General features: G+C 39.8%; 18 protein-coding genes and 2 tRNA genes. 13 read left to right on the top strand and 7 right to left on the bottom strand.

All coding sequences use genetic code 11. From position 1 onward, the window contains the following. The first annotated feature begins 51 nt into the window (after positions 1 to 51). From PL11201_RS14440 to PL11201_RS14455, 4 genes are all read left to right on the top strand, one after another. Positions 52 to 816 (top strand): DUF1350 family protein, encoded by a 765-nt coding sequence (locus PL11201_RS14440; protein ID WP_079679667.1) that lies wholly within the window; start codon positions 52 to 54, stop codon positions 814 to 816. Positions 817 to 1,511: 695 nt separating this feature from the next. Further along, positions 1,512 to 2,528 carry a calcium-binding protein gene (locus PL11201_RS14445; RefSeq protein ID WP_079679668.1) on the top strand — a complete coding sequence of 339 codons (1,017 nt, stop codon included), beginning with the start codon at positions 1,512 to 1,514 and terminating at the stop codon, positions 2,526 to 2,528. A 36-nt stretch (positions 2,529 to 2,564) separates the two neighbouring features. Next, positions 2,565 to 3,527 carry a tetratricopeptide repeat protein gene (locus PL11201_RS14450; RefSeq protein WP_079679669.1) on the top strand — a complete coding sequence of 321 codons (963 nt, stop codon included), beginning with the start codon at positions 2,565 to 2,567 and terminating at the stop codon, positions 3,525 to 3,527. Between the two features lie 335 nt (positions 3,528 to 3,862). Next, positions 3,863 to 7,129, top strand: coding sequence for a tetratricopeptide repeat protein (locus PL11201_RS14455; protein ID WP_079679670.1), 3,267 nt, complete (start codon positions 3,863 to 3,865; stop codon positions 7,127 to 7,129). Between the two features lie 145 nt (positions 7,130 to 7,274). Here the strand turns inward: PL11201_RS14455 and PL11201_RS14460 are convergent, their stop codons facing one another. After that, positions 7,275 to 8,612, bottom strand: a complete 1,338-nt coding sequence (locus PL11201_RS14460; protein WP_079679671.1) for a dihydroorotase — start codon at positions 8,610 to 8,612, stop codon at positions 7,275 to 7,277. A 129-nt stretch (positions 8,613 to 8,741) separates the two neighbouring features. Here PL11201_RS14460 and lepB point away from each other — a divergent pair, with 129 nt between their 5' ends. The 3 genes from lepB (at position 8,742) to PL11201_RS14475 (ending at position 10,371) form a co-directional block, all read left to right on the top strand. Then, positions 8,742 to 9,344 carry a signal peptidase I gene (gene lepB / locus PL11201_RS14465; RefSeq protein ID WP_079679672.1) on the top strand — a complete coding sequence of 201 codons (603 nt, stop codon included), beginning with the start codon at positions 8,742 to 8,744 and terminating at the stop codon, positions 9,342 to 9,344. A gap of 112 nt (positions 9,345 to 9,456) precedes the next feature. After that, positions 9,457 to 9,540 (top strand) — tRNA-Leu (locus PL11201_RS14470). A gap of 57 nt (positions 9,541 to 9,597) precedes the next feature. Then, positions 9,598 to 10,371 carry a TrmH family RNA methyltransferase gene (locus PL11201_RS14475; protein ID WP_079679673.1) on the top strand — a complete coding sequence of 258 codons (774 nt, stop codon included), beginning with the start codon at positions 9,598 to 9,600 and terminating at the stop codon, positions 10,369 to 10,371. Positions 10,372 to 10,377: 6 nt separating this feature from the next. Here PL11201_RS14475 and PL11201_RS14480 read toward each other — a convergent pair whose 3' ends face one another. After that, entirely contained in the window at positions 10,378 to 10,644 is a 267-nt protein-coding gene (locus PL11201_RS14480) for a hypothetical protein (protein WP_079679674.1), read from the bottom strand. A 333-nt stretch (positions 10,645 to 10,977) separates the two neighbouring features. Between PL11201_RS14480 and PL11201_RS14485 the strand changes: the two genes are divergently transcribed. The 5 genes from PL11201_RS14485 to PL11201_RS14505 all read left to right on the top strand — a co-directional run bounded on the left by PL11201_RS14485 (position 10,978) and on the right by PL11201_RS14505 (position 21,091). Further along, a complete protein-coding gene (locus tag PL11201_RS14485; RefSeq protein WP_079679675.1) occupies positions 10,978 to 11,367 on the top strand; it encodes a hypothetical protein in 390 nt (129 codons plus the stop codon). Positions 11,368 to 11,523: 156 nt separating this feature from the next. Further along, positions 11,524 to 16,368, top strand: coding sequence for a PAS domain S-box protein (locus PL11201_RS14490; RefSeq protein ID WP_079679676.1), 4,845 nt, complete (start codon positions 11,524 to 11,526; stop codon positions 16,366 to 16,368). Then, positions 16,365 to 18,155 carry a putative bifunctional diguanylate cyclase/phosphodiesterase gene (locus tag PL11201_RS14495; RefSeq protein WP_079679677.1) on the top strand — a complete coding sequence of 597 codons (1,791 nt, stop codon included), beginning with the start codon at positions 16,365 to 16,367 and terminating at the stop codon, positions 18,153 to 18,155. Before PL11201_RS14490 ends, PL11201_RS14495 begins: the two co-directional genes overlap by 4 nt. A 245-nt stretch (positions 18,156 to 18,400) precedes the next feature. Further along, positions 18,401 to 19,615: an RNA-guided endonuclease InsQ/TnpB family protein gene (locus tag PL11201_RS14500; protein ID WP_079679678.1), complete on the top strand. Its 1,215-nt coding sequence runs from the start codon at positions 18,401 to 18,403 to the stop codon at positions 19,613 to 19,615. A gap of 141 nt (positions 19,616 to 19,756) precedes the next feature. Beyond that, entirely contained in the window at positions 19,757 to 21,091 is a 1,335-nt protein-coding gene (locus PL11201_RS14505) for an alkaline phosphatase D family protein (RefSeq protein ID WP_255377682.1), read from the top strand. 49 nt (positions 21,092 to 21,140) lie between these two features. Here PL11201_RS14505 and folB read toward each other — a convergent pair whose 3' ends face one another. Then, complete coding sequence (gene folB, locus PL11201_RS14510; protein ID WP_079679679.1) at positions 21,141 to 21,491, bottom strand: dihydroneopterin aldolase; 351 nt, start codon at positions 21,489 to 21,491, stop codon at positions 21,141 to 21,143. Between the two features lie 55 nt (positions 21,492 to 21,546). Here folB and PL11201_RS14515 point away from each other — a divergent pair. After that, positions 21,547 to 21,619 (top strand) — tRNA-Arg (locus tag PL11201_RS14515). Positions 21,620 to 22,318: 699 nt separating this feature from the next. On the opposite strand, the gene PL11201_RS14520 is transcribed toward PL11201_RS14515, so the two are convergent. The 4 genes from PL11201_RS14520 to PL11201_RS14535 are packed head-to-tail and all read right to left on the bottom strand — an operon-like array spanning position 22,319 to position 25,067. Next, positions 22,319 to 22,684: a hypothetical protein gene (locus PL11201_RS14520; protein WP_079677431.1), complete on the bottom strand. Its 366-nt coding sequence runs from the start codon at positions 22,682 to 22,684 to the stop codon at positions 22,319 to 22,321. 34 nt (positions 22,685 to 22,718) lie between these two features. Continuing rightward, positions 22,719 to 22,961: a hypothetical protein gene (locus tag PL11201_RS14525; RefSeq protein WP_079677430.1), complete on the bottom strand. Its 243-nt coding sequence runs from the start codon at positions 22,959 to 22,961 to the stop codon at positions 22,719 to 22,721. Between the two features lie 26 nt (positions 22,962 to 22,987). Beyond that, positions 22,988 to 23,767: a hypothetical protein gene (locus PL11201_RS14530; RefSeq protein WP_079679680.1), complete on the bottom strand. Its 780-nt coding sequence runs from the start codon at positions 23,765 to 23,767 to the stop codon at positions 22,988 to 22,990. A gap of 40 nt (positions 23,768 to 23,807) precedes the next feature. Then, positions 23,808 to 25,067 carry a hypothetical protein gene (locus tag PL11201_RS14535; protein ID WP_079679681.1) on the bottom strand — a complete coding sequence of 420 codons (1,260 nt, stop codon included), beginning with the start codon at positions 25,065 to 25,067 and terminating at the stop codon, positions 23,808 to 23,810. Positions 25,068 to 25,069 lie beyond the last annotated feature (2 nt).

Here is a 25,069-nt window from a genome sequence, read left to right on the forward strand (position 1 = left end):
GCTCATAGAGGGTATTAATTTTATGTCAAAATAACAATTATAAAAAATTAAATGGACTGGCTTTCTATTTCAGGAAATTGGGTGTTGCTTCCTCCCCGCCCTCAAGCAATTGTGCATTTTTTGGGGGGGGCTTTTGTGGCAACTGCACCCCATTTAACCTATCGTTGGTTACTTGAAGAACTGGCTCATCAGGGTTATGCAATTGTGGCGACTCCTTTTATCAATACCCTAGATCATACTGCGATCGCTCAAGAAGTTTTCGAGATATTTGAAGATGGATTATATGATTTATATGATTTGCAATTATTAAAACGGCGAGGCTTACCCATTTATGGATTAGGACATAGTATGGGGTGTAAAGTTCATTTATTAATCGGTTCTTTATTTCCCATAGAACGTTCGGGAAATATTTTAATGTCTTTTAATAATTATCCCGCCCGTCGGTCAATTCCTTTAGTGGAACAACTGTCTCAAATTATGGATGTAGAGTTTACACCCTCTCCCGAAGAAACTAATATTTTAGTCAGCGATCGCTATCGAATTAGAAGAAATCTTTTAATTAAATTCTCTAAAGATACTCTCGATCAAACTTCTAATTTACATCATATTTTAGATCAAAAGTTCCCCGGGTTAACCACCTTACAAAAATTAAATGGCGATCATCAAACTCCCCTGGGTCAAAATGTTAGCTGGTCAGTGGGAGAAACCTTTACCCCCTTAGATGCTATTGGTCAGTGGATTAAACAAGCGGTTTATCAAGATTTAAACCAACTTAAAAAACAAATTTTGTATTGGTTAAATCCTTTATTAAAGTAACCACAAAGACAATAAGACAATAAGTTAAGATGATTGGGGAACTAATTGGAATTAATTCAGTCTGTGGCGGAAGATTCTTTGGGTTAAGGTTGGTTTTTGATGCCTATATTTTTACAAATAAGTTAAGAAAAAATTAATCTTTTTTTCATCTTTAATCCGGTTCAGGAGTCATTTAAACTAAGTTTGCCCTATCCAGTCAGATCAGGAAGATTACCTAAAAATAGAATACCTGATCATCACGGATTTCCTGAAAATTATTCTTAATTAATCAAGATTTTTAGTCTTGTTTGCAACAAGTTATAGATCGGATTACTGTTCATTTATACAAAACCATAAATTTTCATTATTCTTGGGTATTTGTTTATATAAATTGTTTTGGTGGCAATCCTGATCTTTGTTTAAATACTGGTATGTAGGGGTAGCAGTTTTCAGAAAACTCTAACCTGAGATCCCAAATAACGATAGGGCTTCCAGGGGGATCAAGAGTTACTGAACAACGACAACAACTTAACCCCCCGAAATTAATCATGATCCTCATAATTTGCCCCCTAACCAAAGACAAGCTAATACCCTTATCTTTGACTTGTCTCCAGTCTCTCTCTAAAAGGCTCAGGGTTGAAACTTTAAAAGGTCGAAATTTCAACTTCAAAAACCTATTGGTTTATCGCCCCATCATCACACATTAGGTTATTACTATGTCTTTACCCTGTCAAAATCCAACGGAACCCAACCTAATACAACCCATCCCTGACTCCAAAGATGGAGGGTTTATTATAGAAGGGTTTGCCGATAAATCTAATAGTCTAATTGGTTCTAATGGCAGCGATAAAATTATTCTGGGTAATCAGGATGATGGAGTCTGTGCTGGTGATGGAGATGATGTTATCCTGGCGTACCAAGGGAATGATCTCCTATACGGAGGAGAGGGAAACGATACCATCTATGCCGGAAAAGGTAACGATACGGTCGATGGCGGTGGAGGAGATGATCTTATCTTTGGAGATGAAGGAGACGACCTGATATTTGGCGGAACTGGCAATGATGTTCTGTTTGGTAACCAAGGCAATGATTCCATTATCGCTGGTTCGGGCAATGATACCGTCTACGCTGGACAAGACAATGACACCGTAGATGGGGGAGAAGGCGATGACTGGTTATTTGGAGATCTCGGTGATGATGTTGTTTCCGGTGGAGTCGGAAATGATTTGATCTACGGAGGTTTAGGTCAGGATAGTCTCATCGGTGGAGATGGGGAGGACACCTTCTATGGTGGTCAAGACAATGACACGATCATCGGTGGAGATGGAAATGACTACCTAAGTGGGGATAAAGGTAATGATAGTTTGATTGGCGGTTTAGGTTCAGATACTTTCAGCTTTGTCTTTACAGGTCAATCAACACCCAATAGCATTACAGACGAATTTGGGCTAGATACCCTCACCGACTTTAGCGTGACAGAAGACAAAATTTTCCTAGATGCAGATTTATTTAATGCTATCAGTACAAAAACAGATGGCTCTCTTGAGTCTGGAGAACTGACTGTCATTGGAAACTTTGATCCGAATAATACTTTAGTAGCAGGTAGCGCCAACCTAGTCTATGACAATGTAACGGGAACATTGTATTACCTCGATAAACAAGGACAAGCAACTCCTATGATTCAAATGGGTGCAAACTTGAACCTTAATGACAATAACTTCCGCTTAATTTAAGCAAGAATTAACCCATTTGTGCTCATCCCATCTCCCATGAATAATCGTCCTATTAATAACACAAAATTATCGGACAATCCTCCTGTGTTACTATCTTTTGATGTCAAGAAAATACATCCATCTGCGGGAAGTCAAGGTTCATCCCTAGCCCTGTCAACAATAGGGATTTCAAATCACCAATTACGGAGGGAAATTGAACGCTATCAACAGGACGTGATTCAAGATCCTGATTCCGATTTAGCCTATTATAATCTAGCGGTTGCGCTACAAAAACAGGACTTAATCGATGCAGCCGAGGAAAGCTATCAAATCGCGATTCGACTGAATCCTGAAGCTCCTAATGCCTATATTAATTTGGGATTAATTTGGGTTCAGAAAGAGAATTGGGAAGCCGCGATTCAAACCTTTAAACAGGGGTTAATTCATTGTCCACAGTCAGCCAAACTCTATCATAACCTTGCCCATACTTATTTTAAACAAGGCAATTTTGATGGAGCGATCGCCGGTTATTTACAAGCGATTCAACTGCAACCGGATTTAAAAGAAGCCTACTTAAATTTAGGTAAGGCTTTTCAGAAACAAGGGTTGCATGAAGTAGCTATTCAGTATTTTAAACAACTGATTCAGTTTGAACCGGAATCAATTTCTGCCCATAGTGAATGTGTAAACTCACTCTTAAAACAGGATCAACTGGCAGAATCCCTATTTCATTTGCAAAGAATTATTGAGTTAGAACAACCTTTTATGACTGCTTACTGTCAGAATGTTAAACAGTTAAAAGGGGATAACGAACTTGATCAAGCGAGAATTACCTGTGGAAAATTAATTGAGGGTTTACAACAGAATCCCCAATCCCTAGAGGTTTATCACGATTTTGCTAAGGTTCATTTTCATCTGGGAAATACTTTAGCAGAATATCGCAATTATTCGCAAGCAGAATATTATTATCAACAGTCTATTAAAGCCGACCCGAATTGGATTAAGCTGTTGTGCATTTAAACTGCATATTTTAGAGGCTGAAACCCCTTGCTGGCTTGGATAGCCTCGAAAATTTAGATAATTAACAGCTTAATCCCTATTTACAATTAGCAGAATCCTTTGTCCAGCAAAAAAAGTTTGTTTCTGCGGCAATTTATTATCATCAAGCATTAGGAATTAATCCAGAACAGCCGGAAATCTATCAACGGTTAACGTGGGTATTAGAACAGCAAAAACCAGACCACAAAAAGCAGAAATTAGCGGGTTTAAAAGTTAAACTAAATGCTAATTTTGATCAATCGGATTCTAACCATCCCCAATGTCAGGGTTTAGACTGTCCGATCTGTTTAAATCGAGTGTTCAAACTTTTAAATCCCACTCGTTTAGATGATGGAATTTATGACTGTTCTCAACCCAGAGATCTGCCCAGGGATAGTCCACCCCCATCTATTACTATTATCCCCCATGGAAAAGCATGGATTGCCCCTCAGAAAAGTTGGTGGAATGTTTGTAATGCGATTGCAATTCTCAACTCCAAAAATGAACTTTTAACCGATTTATCCCGATTTTATCCCACTCCCTTACCCGGATCAGATCCAATTGATTGGAAACAACATCAAGTCTTTTCTTTAGAGGAATTTCCGCCTTTAGAAAAAGTTTCCGGTTCCGTTGCTGTGTTATCGGGATTATCAGGAAATGTCTATTTTCATTGGATGGTTGATATCATGCCTCGCTTTGCAATTTTACAGCAGGAAAAACCAAATTGGCAAGGAATTGATTGGTTTTTAATTAATAGTATTAAAGCTGCTTTTCAGCGAGAAACCTTACAAAAGTTAGGGATTCCTGCATCTAAAATTATAGAAAGCGATCGCCATCCTTATATCCAAGCCAAACAACTGATTATTCCGTCCTTTACCGGGTCGGTGGGATGGGTTACTCCTGAAGTAATCAACTTTAACCGTCAGTTATTTACTGAAGTGATTATACCCTCTAATAATCCCTATCCAGAACGCATTTTTATTCGTCGAAACCAAGCCAAATATCGGCAGGTTTTGAATGAAAATGATGTGATTACTTATTTAAGTGAATGGGGAGTTGTTCCTGTTGAATTAGAAACCCTATCTGTTGCAGAACAAGCCCGTTTATTTGCCCATGCTAAAGTTATTATTGCTCCCCATGGTGCGGGGTTGACAAATTTGATGTTTTGTTCTCCTGAAACCATTGTTATTGAACTGGTTTCTCCCCATTATATTCGTCACTATTACTGGGTAATTAGTCAACAATTAAAACTCAAACATTATTATATCACGGGGGAAGTTTTTAAATGTTATCCTTTGCGAAAGTTAATGTATCAATCTCCCTTAATTGAGGATATTTATGTTAAAATAAATCAGTTAGAAAAAATCCTCAAAATCTTGGATTTTGAACTTCAGAATCAAACCGCAATCTCCTCTGCTTCTCCCCCAATTAAAGCCAGAGATCAACCCTTAATTAATCCCGCTGAAATTTCGTTAAAACTACAACAAATTCCATCCCCCAATCATCACAGGAGTTCGAGAGTTAATATGGTTACTACTTCTTCTCATAAAAATGGACATCATCACCCCTCGGGAGAATTGACGGTGATCGAAGCTAATTCTTTCGGTAAAAATCCGACTTCTTTAGAGTTATTTCGCCTCTCTAAACAGGAAAATACAACAATTGAAGCATCCAATTTAATTGAAATAGAAAATAGCATTAAAACAGCTGAAACTTACTTTGAACAGAAAAACTATCAACAGGTTGTTCAGGAATGTCAAAAAGTGATTCAACTTTACCCGAATACCGTTGAGGCTTATCACTTGTTAGGAAAAGCTTTACAGGGTTTAGGTAAACCGGAAGAAGCCTTAAAATGGTATCAATATATTGTTAATTTTAAACCGAATGAAGCTATTGTTCATGCCAATTTAGGGAATTTATATGCCCAACTCAAACAGTGGAAACCTGCTATTCATTCCTATCAAAAAGCGATAAAATTACAACCCGATTTAGCCCTAGCTCATCGAAATTTAGGAAAGGTTTGGAGTAAAATTGGTAAACCAGAACTAGCGGCTTCTTGCTGGTATCAAGCCTTTAGTTTAGAACCTCAAAATATCAAACCAGAGGAACATCTTTCCCTGGGTAATATTCTATTCCGTCAAGGCAGAATTGATCAAGCCGAAATTAGTTATCGTCGCGCCCTGGAAGGCAATTCTAACCCCATTGAAGTCTATCATAATTTGGGAGAATTATTCGCAGCCCAAGGAAAATTAGTAGAAGCGGAAAGTTTTTATCAACAAGCGATTCATTTAAATCCTAAATTCTTTGAATCCTATAATAGTTTAGGAAAGGTATTAGTCTCCCAGGGAAAATGGGAACAGGTAGTTTCTTGCTATCGTCAAGCATTGGAATTAAACCCTCGGTTACTATTAGCATTACAGAACCTAACTCAAGCCCTTTTACATCAGAGTAAAGGCATTACGGGAAGTTCTGACTATCGGCAAATTCTCTTATTAATGGCGGGGAATTTACCCACTCAATCTGTCCTAACAATGGGAGTATCTTCTGCAACTATAATTTCAGAAAATCCTGTTAATCCTACCATAACCGAACCGATTTCTCTACAACAAGCCCAGATTTATTATCAGCAACAAAAATATGAATCCTGTTTGCGTTTATGTCAAAAACTTTTACAACAAACTCCTAAAGATGTGGCTATTTATCAACTGTTAGCCAAGGTATTTGTTGAACAAAAAAACTGGGAAAAAGCTAAATTTTGTTACCAAAAAGCAATTTCTCAACAGCCCAAAAACGAAAGATTGTATTTAGAATTAGGGGATATTTTTGCTCAACAACAACAATGGCAACAAGCGATCGCCTGTTATCAACAAGCCATTTTAATTCAACCCCAGCCCCAAGCTTACCATCAACTTTCTCACCTGTGGCAAACAGTAGGACGTTCAGAAAATGCTGAAGATTGTCTGTATGAAGCCCTGCAATTAGCCCCAGAAAAAGCCACCTTAGAGGATTATTTCAGTTTGGGAAATGCCCTCTGGAAACGGGGACAAATTAGTCAAGCGATGATCTGTTATCGGCGGGTATTGGAGCGTGACCCCCAGCACGTTATTGCCCATCAACGGTTAGCCCAGGGGTTACAACAGCAAAATCAATTAGAAGCGGCGATCGCCCATTATAAGCAAGCCTATCAAGTGGCAATTCAACAACTCAATCCCACCCATTTATTATCGGGAAATACTGATTTTTCAGCCTCGAATGAAACAGGTTGGTTAGCAGAAACTCAAGCGTTATTGGGAGATATTTACTTACAACAGCAACAATGGCAAGCAGCGATTATCTGCTATCAAGAAGCGGTGAAATTAAATCCTAAATTAGTTTCAATTCAAGAAACATTAGGGGATATTTGGTTTGAATCTCAAGACTGGGAATCTGCGATTAATTGTTATCGCCAAATTATCCAATTAGAACCGAATGCTTGGCAAGTTTACCATAAATTAGGTGATGCTTTACGAGAACAGGGTGATCTGAAAGAAGCGATTAAAGCCTATCGTCAAGCAACGGAATTAGCTAAGAAATTAGTCAGTTAAAAGTCTACTAATTGAATTTCACAATATAATTATCAACCAGCACACACCCTACAATTTAAACATAGGGTGTGCTTTTTTATTGGAAATATGTTATTATCCTATATCCTAATAGACAAAGCCCTAAAGGGCTTACTACAGTTTTTTTTTAAGAAGCATCAAACCTTAACGCCTGACCGCGAACTTCTGAATTAACTTTTCCATTTCCATAAACCACTTTTCCCCCAACTAGGGTATATTCTGGCCATCCAGTTAACTCCCATCCTTCAAAGGAACTCCAACCACATTTACTTAATATTTCTTCTCGCAAAACCGGACGATAATTGCTTAAATCTACTAACACTAAATCCGCATCATAACCCACTTCTATTTTCCCTTTATTGGGAATTTTATAGGCTTTTGCCACGGCGGTAGACATCCAATTTGATACCTGTTGAACCGTACATTTTCCGGCGATCGCTTGTGTTAACATTAAGGGTAAAGAAGTCTCAACTCCTGGCATTCCCGAGGGTGTATTCGGATAGCCTTTCGCCTTTTCTTCTAAGGTATGGGGGGCGTGATCGGTAGCGATAAAATCAATTACTCCATCTAATAATGCTTGCCATAATATCTGATTATCTTGGGGCGATCGCAAGGGGGGATTCATTTGGGCTAAGGTGCCAATTTTATCATAATCTGTTATATTTAATAACAAATGCTGAGGTGTGACTTCTGCTGTTACCCAGTCTGGTTTTTCTTGACGTAATAACTCCGCTTCTTCCCCCGTTGACAGATGCAGAATATGTAACCGTCGTTGATATTTTTTAGAAAGTTTTAACGCGAGTTGAGTGGCTTCTAATGCCGCTTGATTATCTTGAATGGTAGAATGAATTGCCGGATCTGTGATTTCCGCAAATTCTTGACGACGTTGATTAATTCGAGCTTGATTTTCCGCATGAACCGCAATTAACCGATCGCCTTTCGCAAAAATACTCTCTAATATTTCTTCTTGATCAATTAATAAATCTCCGTGCATCGACCCCATAAAAATTTTAATTCCCGGGGTGGGATTAGCTTCTAATAAATCCGGTAAATTTTCCGCCGTCGCCCCAATAAAAAAGCCATAATTAACAATACATTTTTCCGCCGCCCGTCTTAATTTATCATCTAAAAGGGCTTGGGTGGTGGTTAAGGGGCGGGTATTTGGCATTTCTAAAAAAGAAGTCACTCCCCCTTTGGCACAGGCACAACTAGCTGTATATAAATCTTCTTTATATTCTAAACCCGGTTCTCTAAAATGCACCTGGGGATCAATCACACCTGGCAATAAAGTCAACCCTTGGGCATCAATAATTTCCCAGTCATCTTCCCCTAGGGTATGATGATCAATTTCTGGAGCTATCTCAACAATTTTACCATGAATAATAGCAACATCTCCGAGTAAAAAATCACCATTGGGTAACAAAATTCGGGCTTGATTAATTAATACACTATAAAATTCAGACATAATTACCTTGATCTAATCTGCTATAAAACTATTTAACCGCAAATTTGTCACCGCAGGGAACTATCAACCCCCAATTGTAGACAAATTTGATATGATGAATGTAGTTTTTTGTTCTGTGACCACCCGCTTATGAGCAGCCTACCCAATCAAGAACCAGATCCCGTTAAATCTTCCTCTCAACCGGAAGAAAACCCCTGGGTAGAAATCCTGAAAACCATTAGTTTGAGCATCTTTTTAGCCCTGGGGATTCGGACATTCGTTGCCGAAGCCCGCTATATTCCCTCTGGGTCAATGTTACCGACTTTAGAAATTAATGATCGATTGATTATTGATAAGGTCGGCTATAAGTTGGTTAGCCCCCATCGGGGGGATGTCGTGGTCTTTAACCCCACAGATGAACTGAAAAAACAATATAAGGACGCCTTCATCAAACGAATTATCGGTTTACCTGGTGAAACGGTAGAGGTGAAAAACGGTTCCGTATTTATCAATGGTCAACCTCTCCCGGAAAAGTATATTGCGGAACGACCCGAATATAACTGGGGGCCGGGAACAGTTCCCGAAGGCCAGTATTTGGTTTTAGGAGATAACCGCAACAATAGCTACGATAGCCACTATTGGGGTTTTGTCCCCCGGGAGAATATTATTGGTCGGGCAACGGTGCGGTTTTGGCCCCCTGACCGGATGGGTGGACTCGGCGATCCTGATTATCCCCTAAATGAACGGCAATAGCCACAATTTTTGATCTTTTCCTCCAGTGTTGCCTGTCAAATTCTCAATCCTGGGGGATTGACAAGTTTTAGAATCTATGGCAGGATTAATAATTGTGCAATTAAATAAAAAAGCGGAACTGGCGGAATTGGTAGACGCGCTAGATTCAGGTTCTAGTGTTTGCAAAGACTTCCGGGTTCAAGTCCCGGGTTCCGCATTGAACGGTTAGGGGTGTGATTTTCGCGCCCCTATTGTTGTTTATCCATCAGGTCTTATGTTAACGAGTCTGCAAAATCCATTGGTAAAGCAAATTCGCAAACTGCATCAAGCCAAGGGACGCAAAGAACACCAGTTATTTTTAATCGAAGGAACCCACTTAGTAGAAGCCGCCTGTGAGGTAGGTTATCCCCTAACCACGGTGTGTTATACCTCCTCCTGGCAAGGGCGTCATCAACCGCTGCTTGAACGTTTAAGCCAAGATACCCCCCGATGCGAATGGGTGAGTCCTGAAGTATTGGAGGCAATGGCGACAACCGTTCATCCCGATGGCGTGATTGCCCTCGCACCTCGAATTCCTTCTAAACCCCAAACCCTTCAAGGTTTAGGCATTGCTTTAGAAACCCTGCAAGACCCAGGTAACTTGGGAACCATTATTCGGACAGCTGCGGCCACGGGGGTAGAGGGGTTGTGGTTGAGTGCCGATAGTGTCGATTTAGACCACCCGAAAGTATTAAGGGCTTCTGCGGGGGCTTGGTTTCGTTTAAATAAAACCGTTAGCCCTAACTTAGCCAGGGATATCAGCCATTTTCAGCAACAAGGATTACAAATTGTAGCGACAGTTCCCCAGGCTTCGATGTCCTATTGGCAATTAGATCTGACCCGGCCAACTCTCCTGGTATTTGGGAATGAAGGGGCTGGACTTTCTCCCGATATTCAAGCCCTAGCAGACCATCAGGTTCAAATTCCATTACAGGGAGGGGTGGAATCCCTGAATGTGGGGATTTCCGTCGCCCTGATGCTCTATGAAGCCCAACGCCAAACTATTTAGAACAAGTCATTCTGGGGACTCGTCCGAAGTTGCAATATGTTGATCATGTAGATATTGTTCAATATCCGAGATCGCAGCTTCCAAATCCGATAAGCTAATGGCTTCGCGGACTTTGGGGGGAGGGGGAACGGAGACCTTTTGTTCTGGAGGTGCAGGCTGTGGGTTAGGAGTCACTGCCTCCGACTCTTGGAATGCGCGTAATAATTCTTGATCAAAAGACTCAATAAATTTTTCGGCGGCACTACGACGAAGATCCTGGGGTTTTTGATTCATGACGGGGTGACTCCTGAAACGGTGAATCTTTGCTGCTACAAAAAACAACCCGATTAACTCAGATTCCGAAAGATACAACGGTCGGGGAACAGCAAGGCTAGGGAAATAGGAACAAGCATATTGCCTAAAACTAACCTAGCACGTTTATCAGGGCAAATTCATTTTGTGGGTATTTCAAGATGATACCGATATCCAATTGGGGGTAAGGGCGAGGGGAAAAATCCTCGATTTCTTAACAATTGAGCTTTTTGTTGTCCGTGTTACTCTGATGTCTGTTGGATTAGAATGTTGATCTGAACCCGTGATATTCAATTTGGATGGAGCCGTTTATTCATGGATGAGAAAACTCCGGCAATTATTAGACCGAAACCGGTGGCGGAGATTCGACTCACACCCGCCGGAAGTGAAAAGTCAGTCCGCCGCGCTAATTCGCCATCTGATCGGGATAAACCTTCGTTTAGTAGGCCCCGTCGCCCCGATGTGACCCCGCCTAAACCTTGGGTTGAACTCGAAGAAGCTCAAAATCAAGGGGGTGAAGTGTTTCATTTGGGGGATCTGATTGAGGTGAGAGCGCCTTGGGGAGACGTGGCGATCGCAGAAATTCAAAATTTCTATGAAGTTTCTCCGGGAAGCCTATGGGCCTGTTTTGTCCCCACCGAAGAACGGGAGGACTGGACATGGAAAGGCGGCTCAATTCGGGCAGAACTCTTAAAAAAAGCCTAGAATCAGTTATCGGTTATCAGTCAACAGTTATCAGTTCCAGAGTCGATCACTGATACCTGATGACTGGCACAGATGCGCCAATAGCAGAAGCAGCAACATTGCCACCCTCACCGCACGTCCAACTGATAACTGATAACCGATGACTGATAACCGATTATGGATGCTACTGAATATCAAGCACTTAATATCTTAATTATTGACGATTCTCCGATTAACCTGAAATATTTGGGGAAACTTCTAACGTTGCAGGGGTATCAAGTTCAATTGGCGAATTCTGGGGAATTGGGATTAAAGATGGCTGTAGAGACTTTGCCCAATTTAATCATATTGGATATTATGATGCCGGGTTTGGATGGGTATGAAGTCTGTCAACGCTTGAAAGCGGATATGACTACTCAGCATATTCCCGTTATTTTTGTGAGTGTAATTGAGGAAGTATCGGAAAAAGTAAAAGCGTTTCAAAGGGGCGCGGCGGACTATATCACCAAACCGTTACAAAAAGATGAAGTTCTAGCTCGAATTCACCATCAACTAACAATCCAAGGTTTACATCATCAATTCAAAATTCAAAATCTTCAACTGAAAGCTGAAATAGAAGCTCGTCAACAACGGTCAGAAAAATTTTCTAAAGTTTTTTTAAACAGTCCGAATCCAATTACCTTAAGAACATACAAAGAGGGATGTTTTTTAGATGTTAACCCTAGTTTTCTCAAGACCTTTGGCTATCAAGAATCTGAAGTGATTGGTAAACGAGCGATAGACTTAAATTTGTGGCTGAATCCTCAAGATGAACAGGAGTTAATCCAAAAAATTCAACAGGGAAAACCCATTCATAATCAGGTCGTTGGGCAACGAACCAAAACCGGGGAAATTAAACAATTATTATTGTCAGAAGAACTGATTGTTTTAGAAACAAAAACTTATATTTTATCAATTTTTAATGATATCAGCGAAAAGAAAATATCGCAAAAAGACAAGAAAAAAATTGAAGAAGCATTAATCAAAAGTGAAAATAAATATCGGAATTTAGTTGAAACGTCTCAGGATATTATTTGGTCAGTGAATTTACAAGGATATTATACCTTTGTGAGTCCGGCGGTGAAAACAATTATGGGATATGAACCGGAAGAAGTGATCGGGAAACTATTTTCCTATTTTGTCCCCCTGGATCAAGTCTCTTATGTTCAAAAGATATTTCAACCTATTTTAGCAGGTCAATCCTTAGTTAGAAATCATGTGATTAGTATATCTAAAGAGGGAAAATGGGTGCATTTATTAGTGAATGCTTTTCCTGTTTATAGTTCCGAGGGAGATTTAATTGGGATCAGAGGTACAGCATCGGATATTACGGAACACAAAACAACGGAACGAGCTTTACAACTAATTGTAGAAGGAACGGCTGCAAAAACAGGTCAAGAATTTTTTCGTTCCTGTGTTTACTATTTAGCTGAAGTTTTACAAGTGAATTATGCTGGCGTTTTTAAACTTTTAAAATCATCCCCGCCCCAATTAACTACCTTGGCGTTTTGGAATGGAAAAAACTGGCAAGATCATAGGGTTTATGAATTATCGGGAACCCCTTGTGATCAGGTGATTAAAATGGCTCAACCCTGTCATTTTAGTGAAAATGTCCAGATTTTATTTCCGAATGATCCAGAGTTAGCTGAATTACAAGCTCAAAGCTATTGGGGAATTCCTTTATTTGATTCTAATCGAGACGTGATTGGGATATTAGTAATAATAGATACCCAAAATAAACAACTGAATCTGAGTCAAGAATCCATTTTAAAAATTTTTGCAGAGCGGGCGGGTGCCGAACTAGAGAGGCAATTAGCAGAGGAATTACTGCAATATCGATCCCGCATGGATAACCTGCTGACCCATATTTCTCGGCTATTTATTAATGATACTATAGAAAATGCCATTCGTTATACCCTGCAAGAAGTTTGTCAGTTCCTTGACTGTGATTGGGCATTTATTTTTAATTCTAACTCTGAATTTGTGCCTTGGAAAATCACGGCCCAATGGTGGCAAACGGAACAACAAAGTGAACAGAATTATTGTCCAGTTTTATCCGGTCAAACTATTCCAGCTATTCATCAAAAATTACAACTGAAAAAAACTGAAATTCTAGCAATTTCCGATCTGGATCAGTTTCCCGATTTACTTTCCCAGGATCAAAGAACTCTAAGGCGTCTCAATTGTCAATCCCTGATTTTCATTCCCTTAATTAAAGGTGGAAAAGCTAAGGGATTTATGGGGATTATGAACTTCCATCGATGTACTGAATGGACATTAGAAATCCAGAATTGGTTGAAACTGGTGGGGGAATTAATTGCCATTCGTCAAACCACGGAAGAAACCCAACAGGCATTAGAACGGAGTAAAACCCGCTATCAAAATTTAGCGGATAATATACCCGGGATGATTTATCAATTTGTCTTACATCCTGACGGTTCTATGAGTTTACCCTATGCCAGTTCAGGATGTTGGGATTTATATGGTTTATCTCCCGCCCAGGCGATGATTAATGTGCATCAATTATTTGAAAAAGTTCATCCTGAAGATTTTCAAGGAGTGTTCAATTCCATCTGTGATTCGGCTGAAAGTTTAAAGCCATGGAGTTATACCTGGCGGATTATTAATCAGGATGGTCAAATTAAATGGTTGCAGGGAAATGCCCGTCCTGAATCTCAACCAGATGGCAGCGTTTTATGGGATGGTTTAATTATTGATATTACCCAAACTAAACAGGCAGAAACCATACTGCGGGAAACAGCCCAGCGTCAACAAACCCAAGCGCGAATTATTGGTCGAATGCGTCAAACTCTGGATGCGGAGACAATTTTTGCCACGGCGACTCAGGAACTCCGTTATGAACTAAATAGTGATCGTGTGGGAATTTATCAGTTTAATTCCGATGGTCAAGGTCAATTTGTGGCAGAATCCTTGACATCAGGTTATCAACCCTTAATCTATCAATCGATTCAAGACTTACACTTTGATCCGAGCAGTTTTGAACCGGAAAATTGCGTTTTATCGAGTTTAAATCAGGAAGATAAAATTCAAGATACCTATCTTCGAGATATTCAAGAAGGAGTGCATCGTGATGGCTTGAGTTATTTGTGTATTTCTGATATTTACCAAGCTGGATTTCCCGATTGTTATTTACATTTATTGGAACAGATGCAGGTTAAAGCCTATTTAATTGTCCCGATTTTTTGTCAAATGGTGTCACCTACGGTGGACGTTACACTCGAAAGTTCTACCACGGTTCGGGCTAAGTTAAAATTATGGGGACTGTTAGCGGTCTATCAACATTCAAGTCCCCGTCAGTGGCAAGCATCAGAAATTAATTTAGTGGTACAAATTGGTGCCCAATTGGGAGTGGCATTGCAACAAGTGGCTTTATTAACCCATACTCAACAACAATCAGAAGAACTTTCTCAAGCTAAGGAAGCTGCCGATGCTGCGAACCGGGCTAAAAGTGAATTTTTAGCAAATATGAGTCATGAATTACGCACTCCTCTGAATGCAATTTTGGGATTTACACAACTGATGAATCTTGATTCTAGCCTAGGTTCTGAACAACAAGAACAGATTGGGATTATTCATCGGAGTGGTAAACATTTATTAGCCTTAATTAATGATATTCTGGAGATGTCTAAGCTAGAAGCCGACCAGATCAGCTTAAATCCGACTCGCTTTGATTTATTTCAAGGGTTAGATTATATTCAAGATTTACTCAAAACAAAAATTAAAGCATTAGGATTAGGATTTGAATTAGAACGGGCTGAAAATCTTCCTCAATGGATTATTACCGATGAAAATAAACTCAGACAAATTCTGTTGAATTGTTTGGGACATTTGATGAGTTGGACAGAATCGGGGACGCTTCGATTTCGAGTTAAACCCTTATTCCCCCCTTGGGAATCCTCGGGTTTGGAGTCCAATTATTCTACCCAAAATATTCGACTGGAATTTGAAATTGAAACCACTGTATCAAATAGACAATCCTGGGAAGTTCAGGATTTATTTAAACCCTTTACATCGATTCAACGCAGTCTCACCTTCCACCATACAGAACAATTAAGTTTACCCATTAGCCAACAATTTCTGCACCTGATGGAAGGAACAATTATGATAGAACATTCCTCAAATCAGGGGATAAAATTAAAGTTGGTAATTCCTGTCCAACTCCCCGAAATTTCACCGCAATCTCCGGTATTTTCCTCGGGAAAAATTATAGGTCTATCCCCGAATCAACTCAACTATCGTCTGTTGGTGGCTGAGGATCAAATTTCCACGGCTGCCCATCTGACTGAATTTTTGGAACAGATGGGTTTTACCGTCCAGGAAGCAGAAAACGGGGATCAAGCTTTGACCCTTTGGCGGGTGTGGAAACCTCACTTAATTTTGATCAAAATGCGGATGCCGATTTTGAATGGTTATGAGGCGATTCAAAAAATTCGTCAGGAGGAATTTCCCTGGGAAAATCCCGTGGAGGGGTCGATCAATTCTGACGCCGAATTCGAGGGTGTCAACCCCCATCAAACGATTATTCTAGGGATGATTCCATCGGGGTCGGAGACGGATAAACAGTTGGCTTTATCGGTGGGTTGTGATGACTTTTTATATACTCCTTTTCCAGAGGATGAACTTTTAGACAAAATAGGTGAATATTTAAAGGTGCAGTATCAATATGCGCCCCCATTTTTATCTCAATCATCGGGATTACTTACCCAGTCCGATAGTGCTACTATGACTCAACCTCCGGTTTCTGCCACTCCCTCACAGATGATGCCGCTCGAATGGGTGGAACAACTCTATCATGCGGCGGCTCAATGTAGCGATCGCTTACTACTCCAGTTAATTAGTCAAATCCCTCCTGAATATGAAGCAACGGCTGAATATTTGAACCATTTAGTGGATAATTTTCGCTTTGATCAAGTGATGGAATGGGCAAAAAAACCTGAAGATTCTGCGAAAAACATACAATGATTGAGAACCAAACTGAGATTTATAAAGGCAATATTTTGATTATCGACGATAATCCTGAAAATTTGCGTTTACTATCGAGAATGTTGATCCGCCGCGGCTATGAAGTCCGTCAAGCTTTAAATGGAATCATTGCCTTGAGGGCGATTGAAATTCAACTACCTGATATTGTTTTATTAGATATTATGATGCCCCAGATGGATGGGTATGAGGTGTGTAAACAGATTAAAAATAATCCTGAAACCGCCGATATTCCAGTGATTTTTTTAAGTGCTTTAGATGAAGTTCAAAATAAAATTAAAGGCTTTGCGGCTGGGGGGGCTGATTATATTACTAAACCGTTTCAATTTGATGAGGTTTTAGTCCGGGTTCAAAATCAATTATCGTTACAATTTGCTCGACAAAGAATTGTGAAATTGAACACAGAATTAGAACAACGGGTGAAAGAACGTACCCAAGAACTGGAAAATGTTCATGCTCAATTACTGAAAAAAGCCCTTTATGATGAGTTGACGACCCTGCCCAATCGAGTCCTATTTATTCAACATTTGGAATCGACTATTAAACAATTACAAGATCATCCCAATCATCTCTTTGCGGTGTTATTTTTGGATTGCGATCGGTTTAAAGTGATTAATGATTCTTTGGGACATTCCGTTGGGGATCAATTATTAGTTGCTATTGCCCAACGGTTAAAATCTACCCTATCCCATACTGATATTTTATCCCGGTTTGGGGGAGATGAATTTGCGATTTTATTAACGGATTTAACCGAACCTGAAATCCCTATTCAAACGGCGGAGAAAATTATTGCTATTTTGGCGGAACCCTTTTCTATTCTATCCTATCCAATTTATATTAATGCCAGTATTGGAGTGGCTTATAGTCAACCGGAATATACCCGACCGGAACAAATTTTACGCGATGTGGATACGGCTATGTATCGGGCAAAATCCCGAGGTATTTCCTGTTATCAAGTTTTTGATCCTAGTATGTATAAAAATGCCCTATCTTTTTTACAGCTTGATGCGGATTTACGCACGGCAATCAAAGAACAACAACTGGGAGTCAATTATCAGCCGATTATTGCGTTGAAAACCGGTAAAATTGTGGGATTTGAAGCCTTGGTTTGTTGGGAGCACCCCCAACGGGGTTTAATCTCTCCTAATGAGTTTATTCCTGTAGCTGAAGAAACGGGTTTAATTACGGAAATTGGTAATTTTGTTTTGCGACAAGCTGGAGAACAGATCTATCATTGGCAACAACGATTTTCGGAAATTCCCTTAACTATTAGTATTAATCTCACCCCTCGACAATTTAGCCAAAACAACTTAATTTCTCAACTGGATCAAATTGTTGAACAAACCCATCTGAATTATAACTGTTTAAAATTGGAAATCAAAGAAAGTGCCATTATGAATAATGTTAAAACCGCACAAATTATATTAAATCAGTTACGACAACGGGAAATTCAAATCAGTTTAGATGATTTTGGCACGGGATATTCTTCTTTGAGTTATCTGCATTCATTTCCCGTTGATACCTTGAAAATTGACCGTTCTTTTATTGGGGAATTAGACGAAGATCCTCAACAATTTGGCCTGGTTCCCGTGATTATTAATATTGCTCAAAAAATGGGAATGAATGTTATTGCAGAAGGCATAGAAACCGCCCAACAACTAAAAAAATTAAGACAGTTAAATTGTGATTTTGGCCAGGGTTATTTCTTCTGCGCCCCACTCAACCCGGAACAAGCTGTTAACCTACTCCTATCATCGCCCCAATGGTAATCGGTGATCAGTAATCAGTGATCAGTCATCAGTGTAGAAGGTAAAATTTATCAGTCTGTTCCTAATTAGTAATTAGTAATTACTATCAACTCTGATACTGATCACTGATTATGGTTGACCGATCATTGATCAACTCTTACACTGATAACTGATAACTAATAACTGTAAAGTCTGGGGAATTTATTCCCCGTGAATATTTCTCCAATTTATGCTAACATAAGGTAGGTCGAAAAAAGGAGATTTCTATGATAGTTCTGGAATATAAGTGCCAAGGCAAACCCAATCAATATAAAGCGATTGATGAAGCAATTCGCACCACCCAATTCATTCGCAATAAAGCAATTAGATATTGGATGGATAATTCAAGAGAATTAAAGATTGATAGATTTGCCTTAAATAAATATTCTACAACTCTTAGAAATGAATTCCCCTTTGTTGCCGACTTAAATTCAATGGCAGTCCAATCCGCCACCGAGCGAGGATGGTCTGCCATTAGTCGTTTTTACGACAATTGTAAGAAAAACATTTCCGGCAAAAAAGGATATCCCAAATTCCAAAAAGATTGCCGTTCCGTTGAATATAAAACATCGGGATGGAAATTACACCCAACCAAAAGACAAATTACCTTAACGGATAAAAACGGGATTGGTAAACTCAAATTATTGGGTAAATGGGATATCCAAACCTACAATATTAAGGACATAAAACGGGTGCGTTTAATTCGTCGTGCCGATGGATATTACGCACAATTTTGTCTGAATATTAATGTCACCGATATTCAACCCAAAACCGGAAAGGAAATAGGACTTGATGTTGGTATTGAGTCGTTTTACACAGACTCCAATGGATATCAAGAAGTTAATCCTAAGTTTTTGAGAAAAGCTGAACAATCAATTAAGCAATCTCAGAAACAAATCTATAAAAAAGTTAAAGGTTCATCGGGGAGACGGAAAGCTAGAAAAGTTTATGCAAAAAAACACTTAAAAGTAAGTAGACAACGGAATGAACACGCAAAGAGAATTGCGCGTAACGTATGCACATCTAACGATGTAGTAGTCTATGAAGATTTAAGTGTTAGAAATATGGTTAAAAACCATTGTTTAGCTAAATCAATTAGCGACGCAAGTTGGTATTTATTTCGGCTATGGATAGAATATTTTGCGTCTAAATTTGATAAATTAGCAATTCCGGTTGCACCCCATTACACTTCACAGAAATGTTCTAATTGTGGGGTAATAGTGAAAAAATCTCTATCAACCCGCACCCATGTTTGTAATTGTGGATGTGAGTTGCATAGAGATACAAATGCTGCAATTAATATTCTAAATCTTGGTAAACAAGCTAGGGGAGGGCATCCCCAAAGTAACGCTAATGGACTGGAAACCTCTACTCCTCTTGATGAAAGTCTGGTCGAGCAAGTGTCCAGGTTGAAGTTAGAATCTCAGTGTATTCAGACCTGAGAGTGTCAATATCAAGTTACGGATGCCAGTCAAAATCAACTCTCGGGTAAATTTCAAACCTCCGATCCCCTAGGAACCCGCAATGGTTTACGGTTTGGGGTATCCGGCGACCTACAGGGCAATTTAGCCCCCTTTGTTTCTCTGAAAAATGCCGATCAACGCAATTTAGACTTTTTTGTCCAACTCGGAGATATGTCGGAGGCAGATGCAGTTTCCTCCGCTATCCCCGGGGTCACTCAAGCCAAAACCCTAGAGGAGTTTCACCTCAAACAAAATGAAATCTACTCTCAACGCTATGGGTTAAACCCTTGGGCTGATTTACGGGCCAGTACGTCGGTTTATGCCACCTGGGATGATCACGAATTAACCAATGATTTCGCAGGTGGTGCTACCCCGGCAAAATCCCCCCAGAAACAGGATATTTTTGGTAAGGAGACCACTGGATATGTAAACGATACTCCCGTGTTTGATGCTGCGTTACAGAGCTTCCAAAACTATTTCCCCGTGCGAAATGAATATTATGGCAATACCAACGATCCTCGCACCGCAGAAGAACGGAAACTCTATCGTAACAATAACTTTGGCAGTGATGCGGCTACTTTTGTTTTAGATGTGCGATCGTTTCGGGATGCACCCTTACCCTTTGTAGCTGAAGATGCGGATCAAACCAAAATTGATCAAACCTTGAGTGATGCTTTTGATCCTAACCGGACGATGTTAGGAGAAGCTCAGTTTAAACAGTTAAAGGATGATTTACTCGTGGCTCAAAATGACGGAGTGACCTGGAAATTCGTGATGTCAACGGTTCCCATGCAGCAATTTGGGATTCCGACTATTGGAGAACGTTGGGAAGGGTTTGCCACCGAAAGACGAGATTTACTCAATTTTATTCAAGAAAATCAGATTAAAAATGTCGTGTTTGTCACCGGAGATTTTCATGGCAATGTGGTGAATAATGTCATGAATCAACAGGCGGTGGATCAACCCGTAACCCCAACGGGGGTGTTTGATGTGATGATTGGCCCCGTGGGAATTCAGTTAACGGTTCCGTTTCTTCCTGCACCCTTTAATCAAACCTTTGCAGCACCCTTTGGCCCCGCGACGATTGGGTTTACACCCGCGAGTTTATTAGCCAAACAATCGAAATCCCAGGCGGAATATTTAGCATTGACCGACCGAGAAGAAAAGGATCAATATGTGCGGGATGTTTTGGACTATCGCACCGAAACCCTGTTAAATTACGATCCGATGGGTTTGGAAAATTCCCCGATTGATGAAACCTTACTACAGGGGAGCTACGTTAACACCCATACCTACGGTTGGACGGAGTTTGAGATTGCCCCTAATACGGGTGTTTTAACCGTTACTAGCTATGGGGTTAATCCTTACAGCGAAGCTCAACTTTTAGCCAATCCTAACCCGATTCTGAGTTCTGAACCCTTTATTGCCAGTCAGTTTCAGGTTAAGCCCTTTTAATATCCCTTGACTCCCGTAGGGACGTGCCATAGCACCTCTCTACCAGGGACTAACGGGTGATATCAATTTGGATTTTGCCACTAAAATCGGGAATGGGGGGGGCGGGTTTGGTTAACTGTACCCGCACTTTTTCCACTCGGGGTTGTTGTAATAGGGTGTCGGTAATTTCTGTGGCTAATCGTTCTAAGAGGGCGAATTTGCTGGTTTTAATCACGTTCTCAACGGTTCTGATGGTCTGGCGATAGTCGAGGGTATCGGCGATCGCATCACTACTCCCCACGGGTCTTAGATCTAACCACAGGGTGATATCGGCTTCAAACCATTGTCCCAAAACCTGTTCTTCGGGTAAATATCCGGTATAACCGTAGCTGCGAATCCCTGAAATGTGGATTGAGTCCATAATTCCCAAAATAAAATGATATTTTCTCAAGAATATGCTACATTAATAAAAGTGTGGGTATGTAGCTCAGTGGATAGAGCATCAGGTTCCGGTCCTGAGGGTCGGGGGTTCGAGTCCCTCCATACTCGTTTTTTTAAAGTCGCTTGTAACTCGTATACAGAGGGATTCTCACCCCGACCCTCAGCATCAAAACCTGATGCTCTATCCACTGAGTTATCCAGAATCTATCCATTCCCATGATATTCGATAGGATTCTGGATAGATTACTTTTTACCTATCCATACAAACATTTAATCTAAAACCCTAAATAATTAATTTTTACTTATACCCTCAAAACTTAAAAATCCCATTAACACATAAATTTAAAAGTGTCAAATGGGATAAATAGAAAATTATATANTCCCTATAAACTATCTCTACAAGGTTACCTCCCCCTAACCTGACTATTGATTCTAAGTCGGTTCAGTTACCCGTCAAGGCACGTTTCACTGAAGACACCTTGACTGCTACCTGAAACCTCCAATCAATACTTGTCAGGGGTTAGGGGGAGGGTAGTGTTTACCCTTTTAACATCAATTATCTACCTCCCTGCCCTATCACTCGCCCAATTACCTTGATAATGTGCGAGCGCCACAAATTTTAGTTTTCACCGTGTAGGCTGTGTAGGCCGTGTAACTTTCTGCCGTTCCTAAAACTTTCTGGTTATCTTCCCAAGCTGCATACAATGGGAAGTTTGTAAATCTTCCCTCGGATTGCGGGTAAATTTTTCCCTAGCCCATAGAAGATTATTTTCTATAGCCGCAATGGATAGCGGCTATAAATAGAAATCACCTCTCCTTCTCCTGTTTGTATTCCGTCAATTCAGACACGGGTCGCAAAATAAAGTCTGTTTTAGACTTTTCCTTTTCGGTTTTAGAATCCTTAACAGTGAATTCGTAGTTATTCTGGATATCTTCACAATAAAACTCCAGATTCTCTCCTCCTCCTTTACCCTGAACGATTGCTACATCATCCCGAGTATTAGCCCGTTCCTTTTCGATTTTGAGTGCCATTTCCTTAATTTCATTTTCAAGCCTAAAGGTTAATTTCTCCTTTGGGTCTTGTTTTTTAGATAAATTAATATTTTTCCCCTTTGCTTTTCCAAGGGACTCCAAAACATCATCTTTTTTCCTTAAATTAGGACGTTTAGCCATAACTTTTAATTAATCTCCTATCCTAAGTGTTTAATTAAAGTATCTCATTAATTTCTCGATAATGAGCATTATCTGAGTAGTATTCATGGTTTACTGTATCCTCAATAATTATTGTTAACAATTTATGAAGTACATACCATCTAATTTTAGAGCTACTAGATATATCAGATGTTTCTAATGCTTCTGCTAATTCATGTAGTAGAGGTACAAGATATTCGTTATTAAATCTATCCCAAAACTGATAGCTACCTTCGTTACCATTGATATCAAATTTCATTATTTTAACCTATTGCATCCTTATATTTATTTTCCTTTTTTGTCCATCATCCACCAGAAGTTCCCACCCTTAGCGTCCCCAATAAACTTTCTGATAGTAACGGGTATTTTAGAATAATTCATAAATTTATCAAGGATTTTAATTGTTTTCTCAGGGTCATCTAAATCAAGAAGTTTAATTAACTGGTCATCGGTAGGTTTCTTAGGGTCAAACCCAACTTTTCCCCCTAGAGATGGGTCAACAGGAATTTCAACACTTTCAATCTTATCTCTGGTTGGTATCCCAAAGAATCCAATTATTGCTTTAGCCGATTCACTCGCAATAATTGACACTTTCAGTATCTGTACAGCTATCCAATTAAGTCTAATGATTAGATTTAATAGTGCCGATATATCAGAATCCTGTTTCTGTGATAATTCCATTATTTTACCTATTGCAGCAGTATTATTAATCGCTTTAAAAGTGTATCCTTGCTCCCCTTCTTTCATAGGGTTATTATCCTTGACTGCAATCTCAACTTCTCCACACGTTCTATGGTCAAGTGTTCTGAATACTAGATTCATTAAAGCGTTATAGGTCATCCCCTTGGTTGCGCCCTTTCCACCAGGGATATAAAGATGATTGGGAATTTCTAAACCATCCTTAAAGAAATCATCGCCACCTAACATTTCATAGATATCTTCTAATAACTCACAGTCACAATCTTTATCTGACATATCTTTTAAGCTCCTAGGTTTATTCTTAAATTCTACTATGGGGGGTAAAGCATCAACATTGAAATTGATAAGCTGATTAACTTCTAACATATTGTATCCTTCCCCAAAACCAGTAGATAAGGGATTGCTTCTACCCCCCCAAATACCAATTAATAGCTGAAGCGTCCCCTGTAATAATTCCAGCGTCAAATGTTAATTGAGAGTTACCAAATCTCGTAACATAAACAGTGCCATCAAATTTACTAGGATTATAGTATGTATTCATACTAAGCGGGTATGTTATTATCCTTGAGTTTTGATAAAAATACCAGTTATTGTATCCACTTGGATTAGAAACAATACCCTGATTAACTAAACTAGAGGGATATTGACAGAAATAAATAAAACGACTATCACTAAAACTACCGTTAATACTTGGATAATCAGGATACGTTGTAACACTATTTGTTGTGTAACTTATTTTCCAGATATCACTATAAGGATCGTCGTGTAAATCTAATCTAGTAGCGTGATAAGCTGTTGATCCAGAAATTTGGTAGTTAAATCTAGGATCTGTATTACCTGATGTTTTTCTAAATGATGATGCTGTTTGAGTGTATATCCCATAAAAACCATCGGGAGCTAAAGGGGATGATCTAGGTTGTCTATTCTCACCATCACTATTATTTGATGGATCAGGGGGGCCAGGTGTTGGACTTGGTGTTGGAGTAGGGGTAGGTTCGGGTTCGCTACAGTTATCAGCTTTTCTTGTGTCTTGATTAACGATTTTCCCGAACATTGTCACAGTGACAGTAATATCACAACCTTCTCGGGTTTGCTCAACTGTAGCAGTTCCAAAACCTAGATCAACTGTAGTATTGCTTAAATTCTTGGGATCAATTACTACTGATAATCCAGGAACACCCAGAGATAAGTCACCCTTCACAGATAATGCTATACCCGCACCACCAACCCTCAGTCCGACTTCTACATCACCCTTAGAGTTAATACCGACACCTGGCGTTAACTTCCCTCCGACTTTGCCTACGGTTTTAGCCGCTTTCCCTAAATCCCTAGCTGCATTACCTAAGCCTACCCTAGCTCTATCACTTGCGGTACGCTCTGATCTCCCTACGGTTTTAGCCGTTACATCTAAAGCGGTTCTAGTAGTTGTACCTTTAGGCGATCTTGCCCACGAATCTCTACCCCAATTACCTTGAGGGTTACTCCCCCCTATTTGGTTAGGCTGTGCGTTACTTGTACCACCCGATGAACTCCTAGGCGTTCTACCTCTATTAGCTAAACTCCCCCCTGTATCGTTACTAATGCCTAAACCCTGTCTAGGTTGCTTATAATCTACTGTTACAGGGTTTTTATTCCCTACTCTTATATCTCTGGCATAGGTAGTCATTA

Origin of the sequence: Planktothrix sp. PCC 11201 (assembly GCF_900009135.1) — a bacterium.
Taxonomy (GTDB): Bacteria; Cyanobacteriota; Cyanobacteriia; order Cyanobacteriales; family Microcoleaceae; genus Planktothrix.

Bases quoted from the DNA above. Each gene is read 5' to 3' on its own strand.
- PL11201_RS14440 (WP_079679667.1), top strand. From the start codon at position 52: ATGGACTGGCTTTCTATTTCAGGAAATTGGGTGTTGCTTCCTCCCCGC.
- PL11201_RS14445 (WP_079679668.1), top strand. From the start codon at position 1,512: ATGTCTTTACCCTGTCAAAATCCAACGGAACCCAACCTAATACAACCC.
- PL11201_RS14450 (WP_079679669.1), top strand. From the start codon at position 2,565: ATGAATAATCGTCCTATTAATAACACAAAATTATCGGACAATCCTCCT.
- PL11201_RS14460 (WP_079679671.1), bottom strand. From the start codon at position 8,612: ATGTCTGAATTTTATAGTGTATTAATTAATCAAGCCCGAATTTTGTTA.
- lepB (WP_079679672.1), top strand. From the start codon at position 8,742: ATGAGCAGCCTACCCAATCAAGAACCAGATCCCGTTAAATCTTCCTCT.
- PL11201_RS14475 (WP_079679673.1), top strand. From the start codon at position 9,598: ATGTTAACGAGTCTGCAAAATCCATTGGTAAAGCAAATTCGCAAACTG.
- PL11201_RS14480 (WP_079679674.1), bottom strand. From the start codon at position 10,644: ATGAATCAAAAACCCCAGGATCTTCGTCGTAGTGCCGCCGAAAAATTT.
- PL11201_RS14485 (WP_079679675.1), top strand. From the start codon at position 10,978: ATGGATGAGAAAACTCCGGCAATTATTAGACCGAAACCGGTGGCGGAG.
- PL11201_RS14490 (WP_079679676.1), top strand. From the start codon at position 11,524: ATGGATGCTACTGAATATCAAGCACTTAATATCTTAATTATTGACGAT.
- PL11201_RS14495 (WP_079679677.1), top strand. From the start codon at position 16,365: ATGATTGAGAACCAAACTGAGATTTATAAAGGCAATATTTTGATTATC.
- PL11201_RS14500 (WP_079679678.1), top strand. From the start codon at position 18,401: ATGATAGTTCTGGAATATAAGTGCCAAGGCAAACCCAATCAATATAAA.
- folB (WP_079679679.1), bottom strand. From the start codon at position 21,491: ATGGACTCAATCCACATTTCAGGGATTCGCAGCTACGGTTATACCGGA.
- PL11201_RS14520 (WP_079677431.1), bottom strand. From the start codon at position 22,684: ATGGCTAAACGTCCTAATTTAAGGAAAAAAGATGATGTTTTGGAGTCC.
- PL11201_RS14525 (WP_079677430.1), bottom strand. From the start codon at position 22,961: ATGAAATTTGATATCAATGGTAACGAAGGTAGCTATCAGTTTTGGGAT.
- PL11201_RS14530 (WP_079679680.1), bottom strand. From the start codon at position 23,767: ATGTTAGAAGTTAATCAGCTTATCAATTTCAATGTTGATGCTTTACCC.
- PL11201_RS14535 (WP_079679681.1), bottom strand. From the start codon at position 25,067: ATGACTACCTATGCCAGAGATATAAGAGTAGGGAATAAAAACCCTGTA.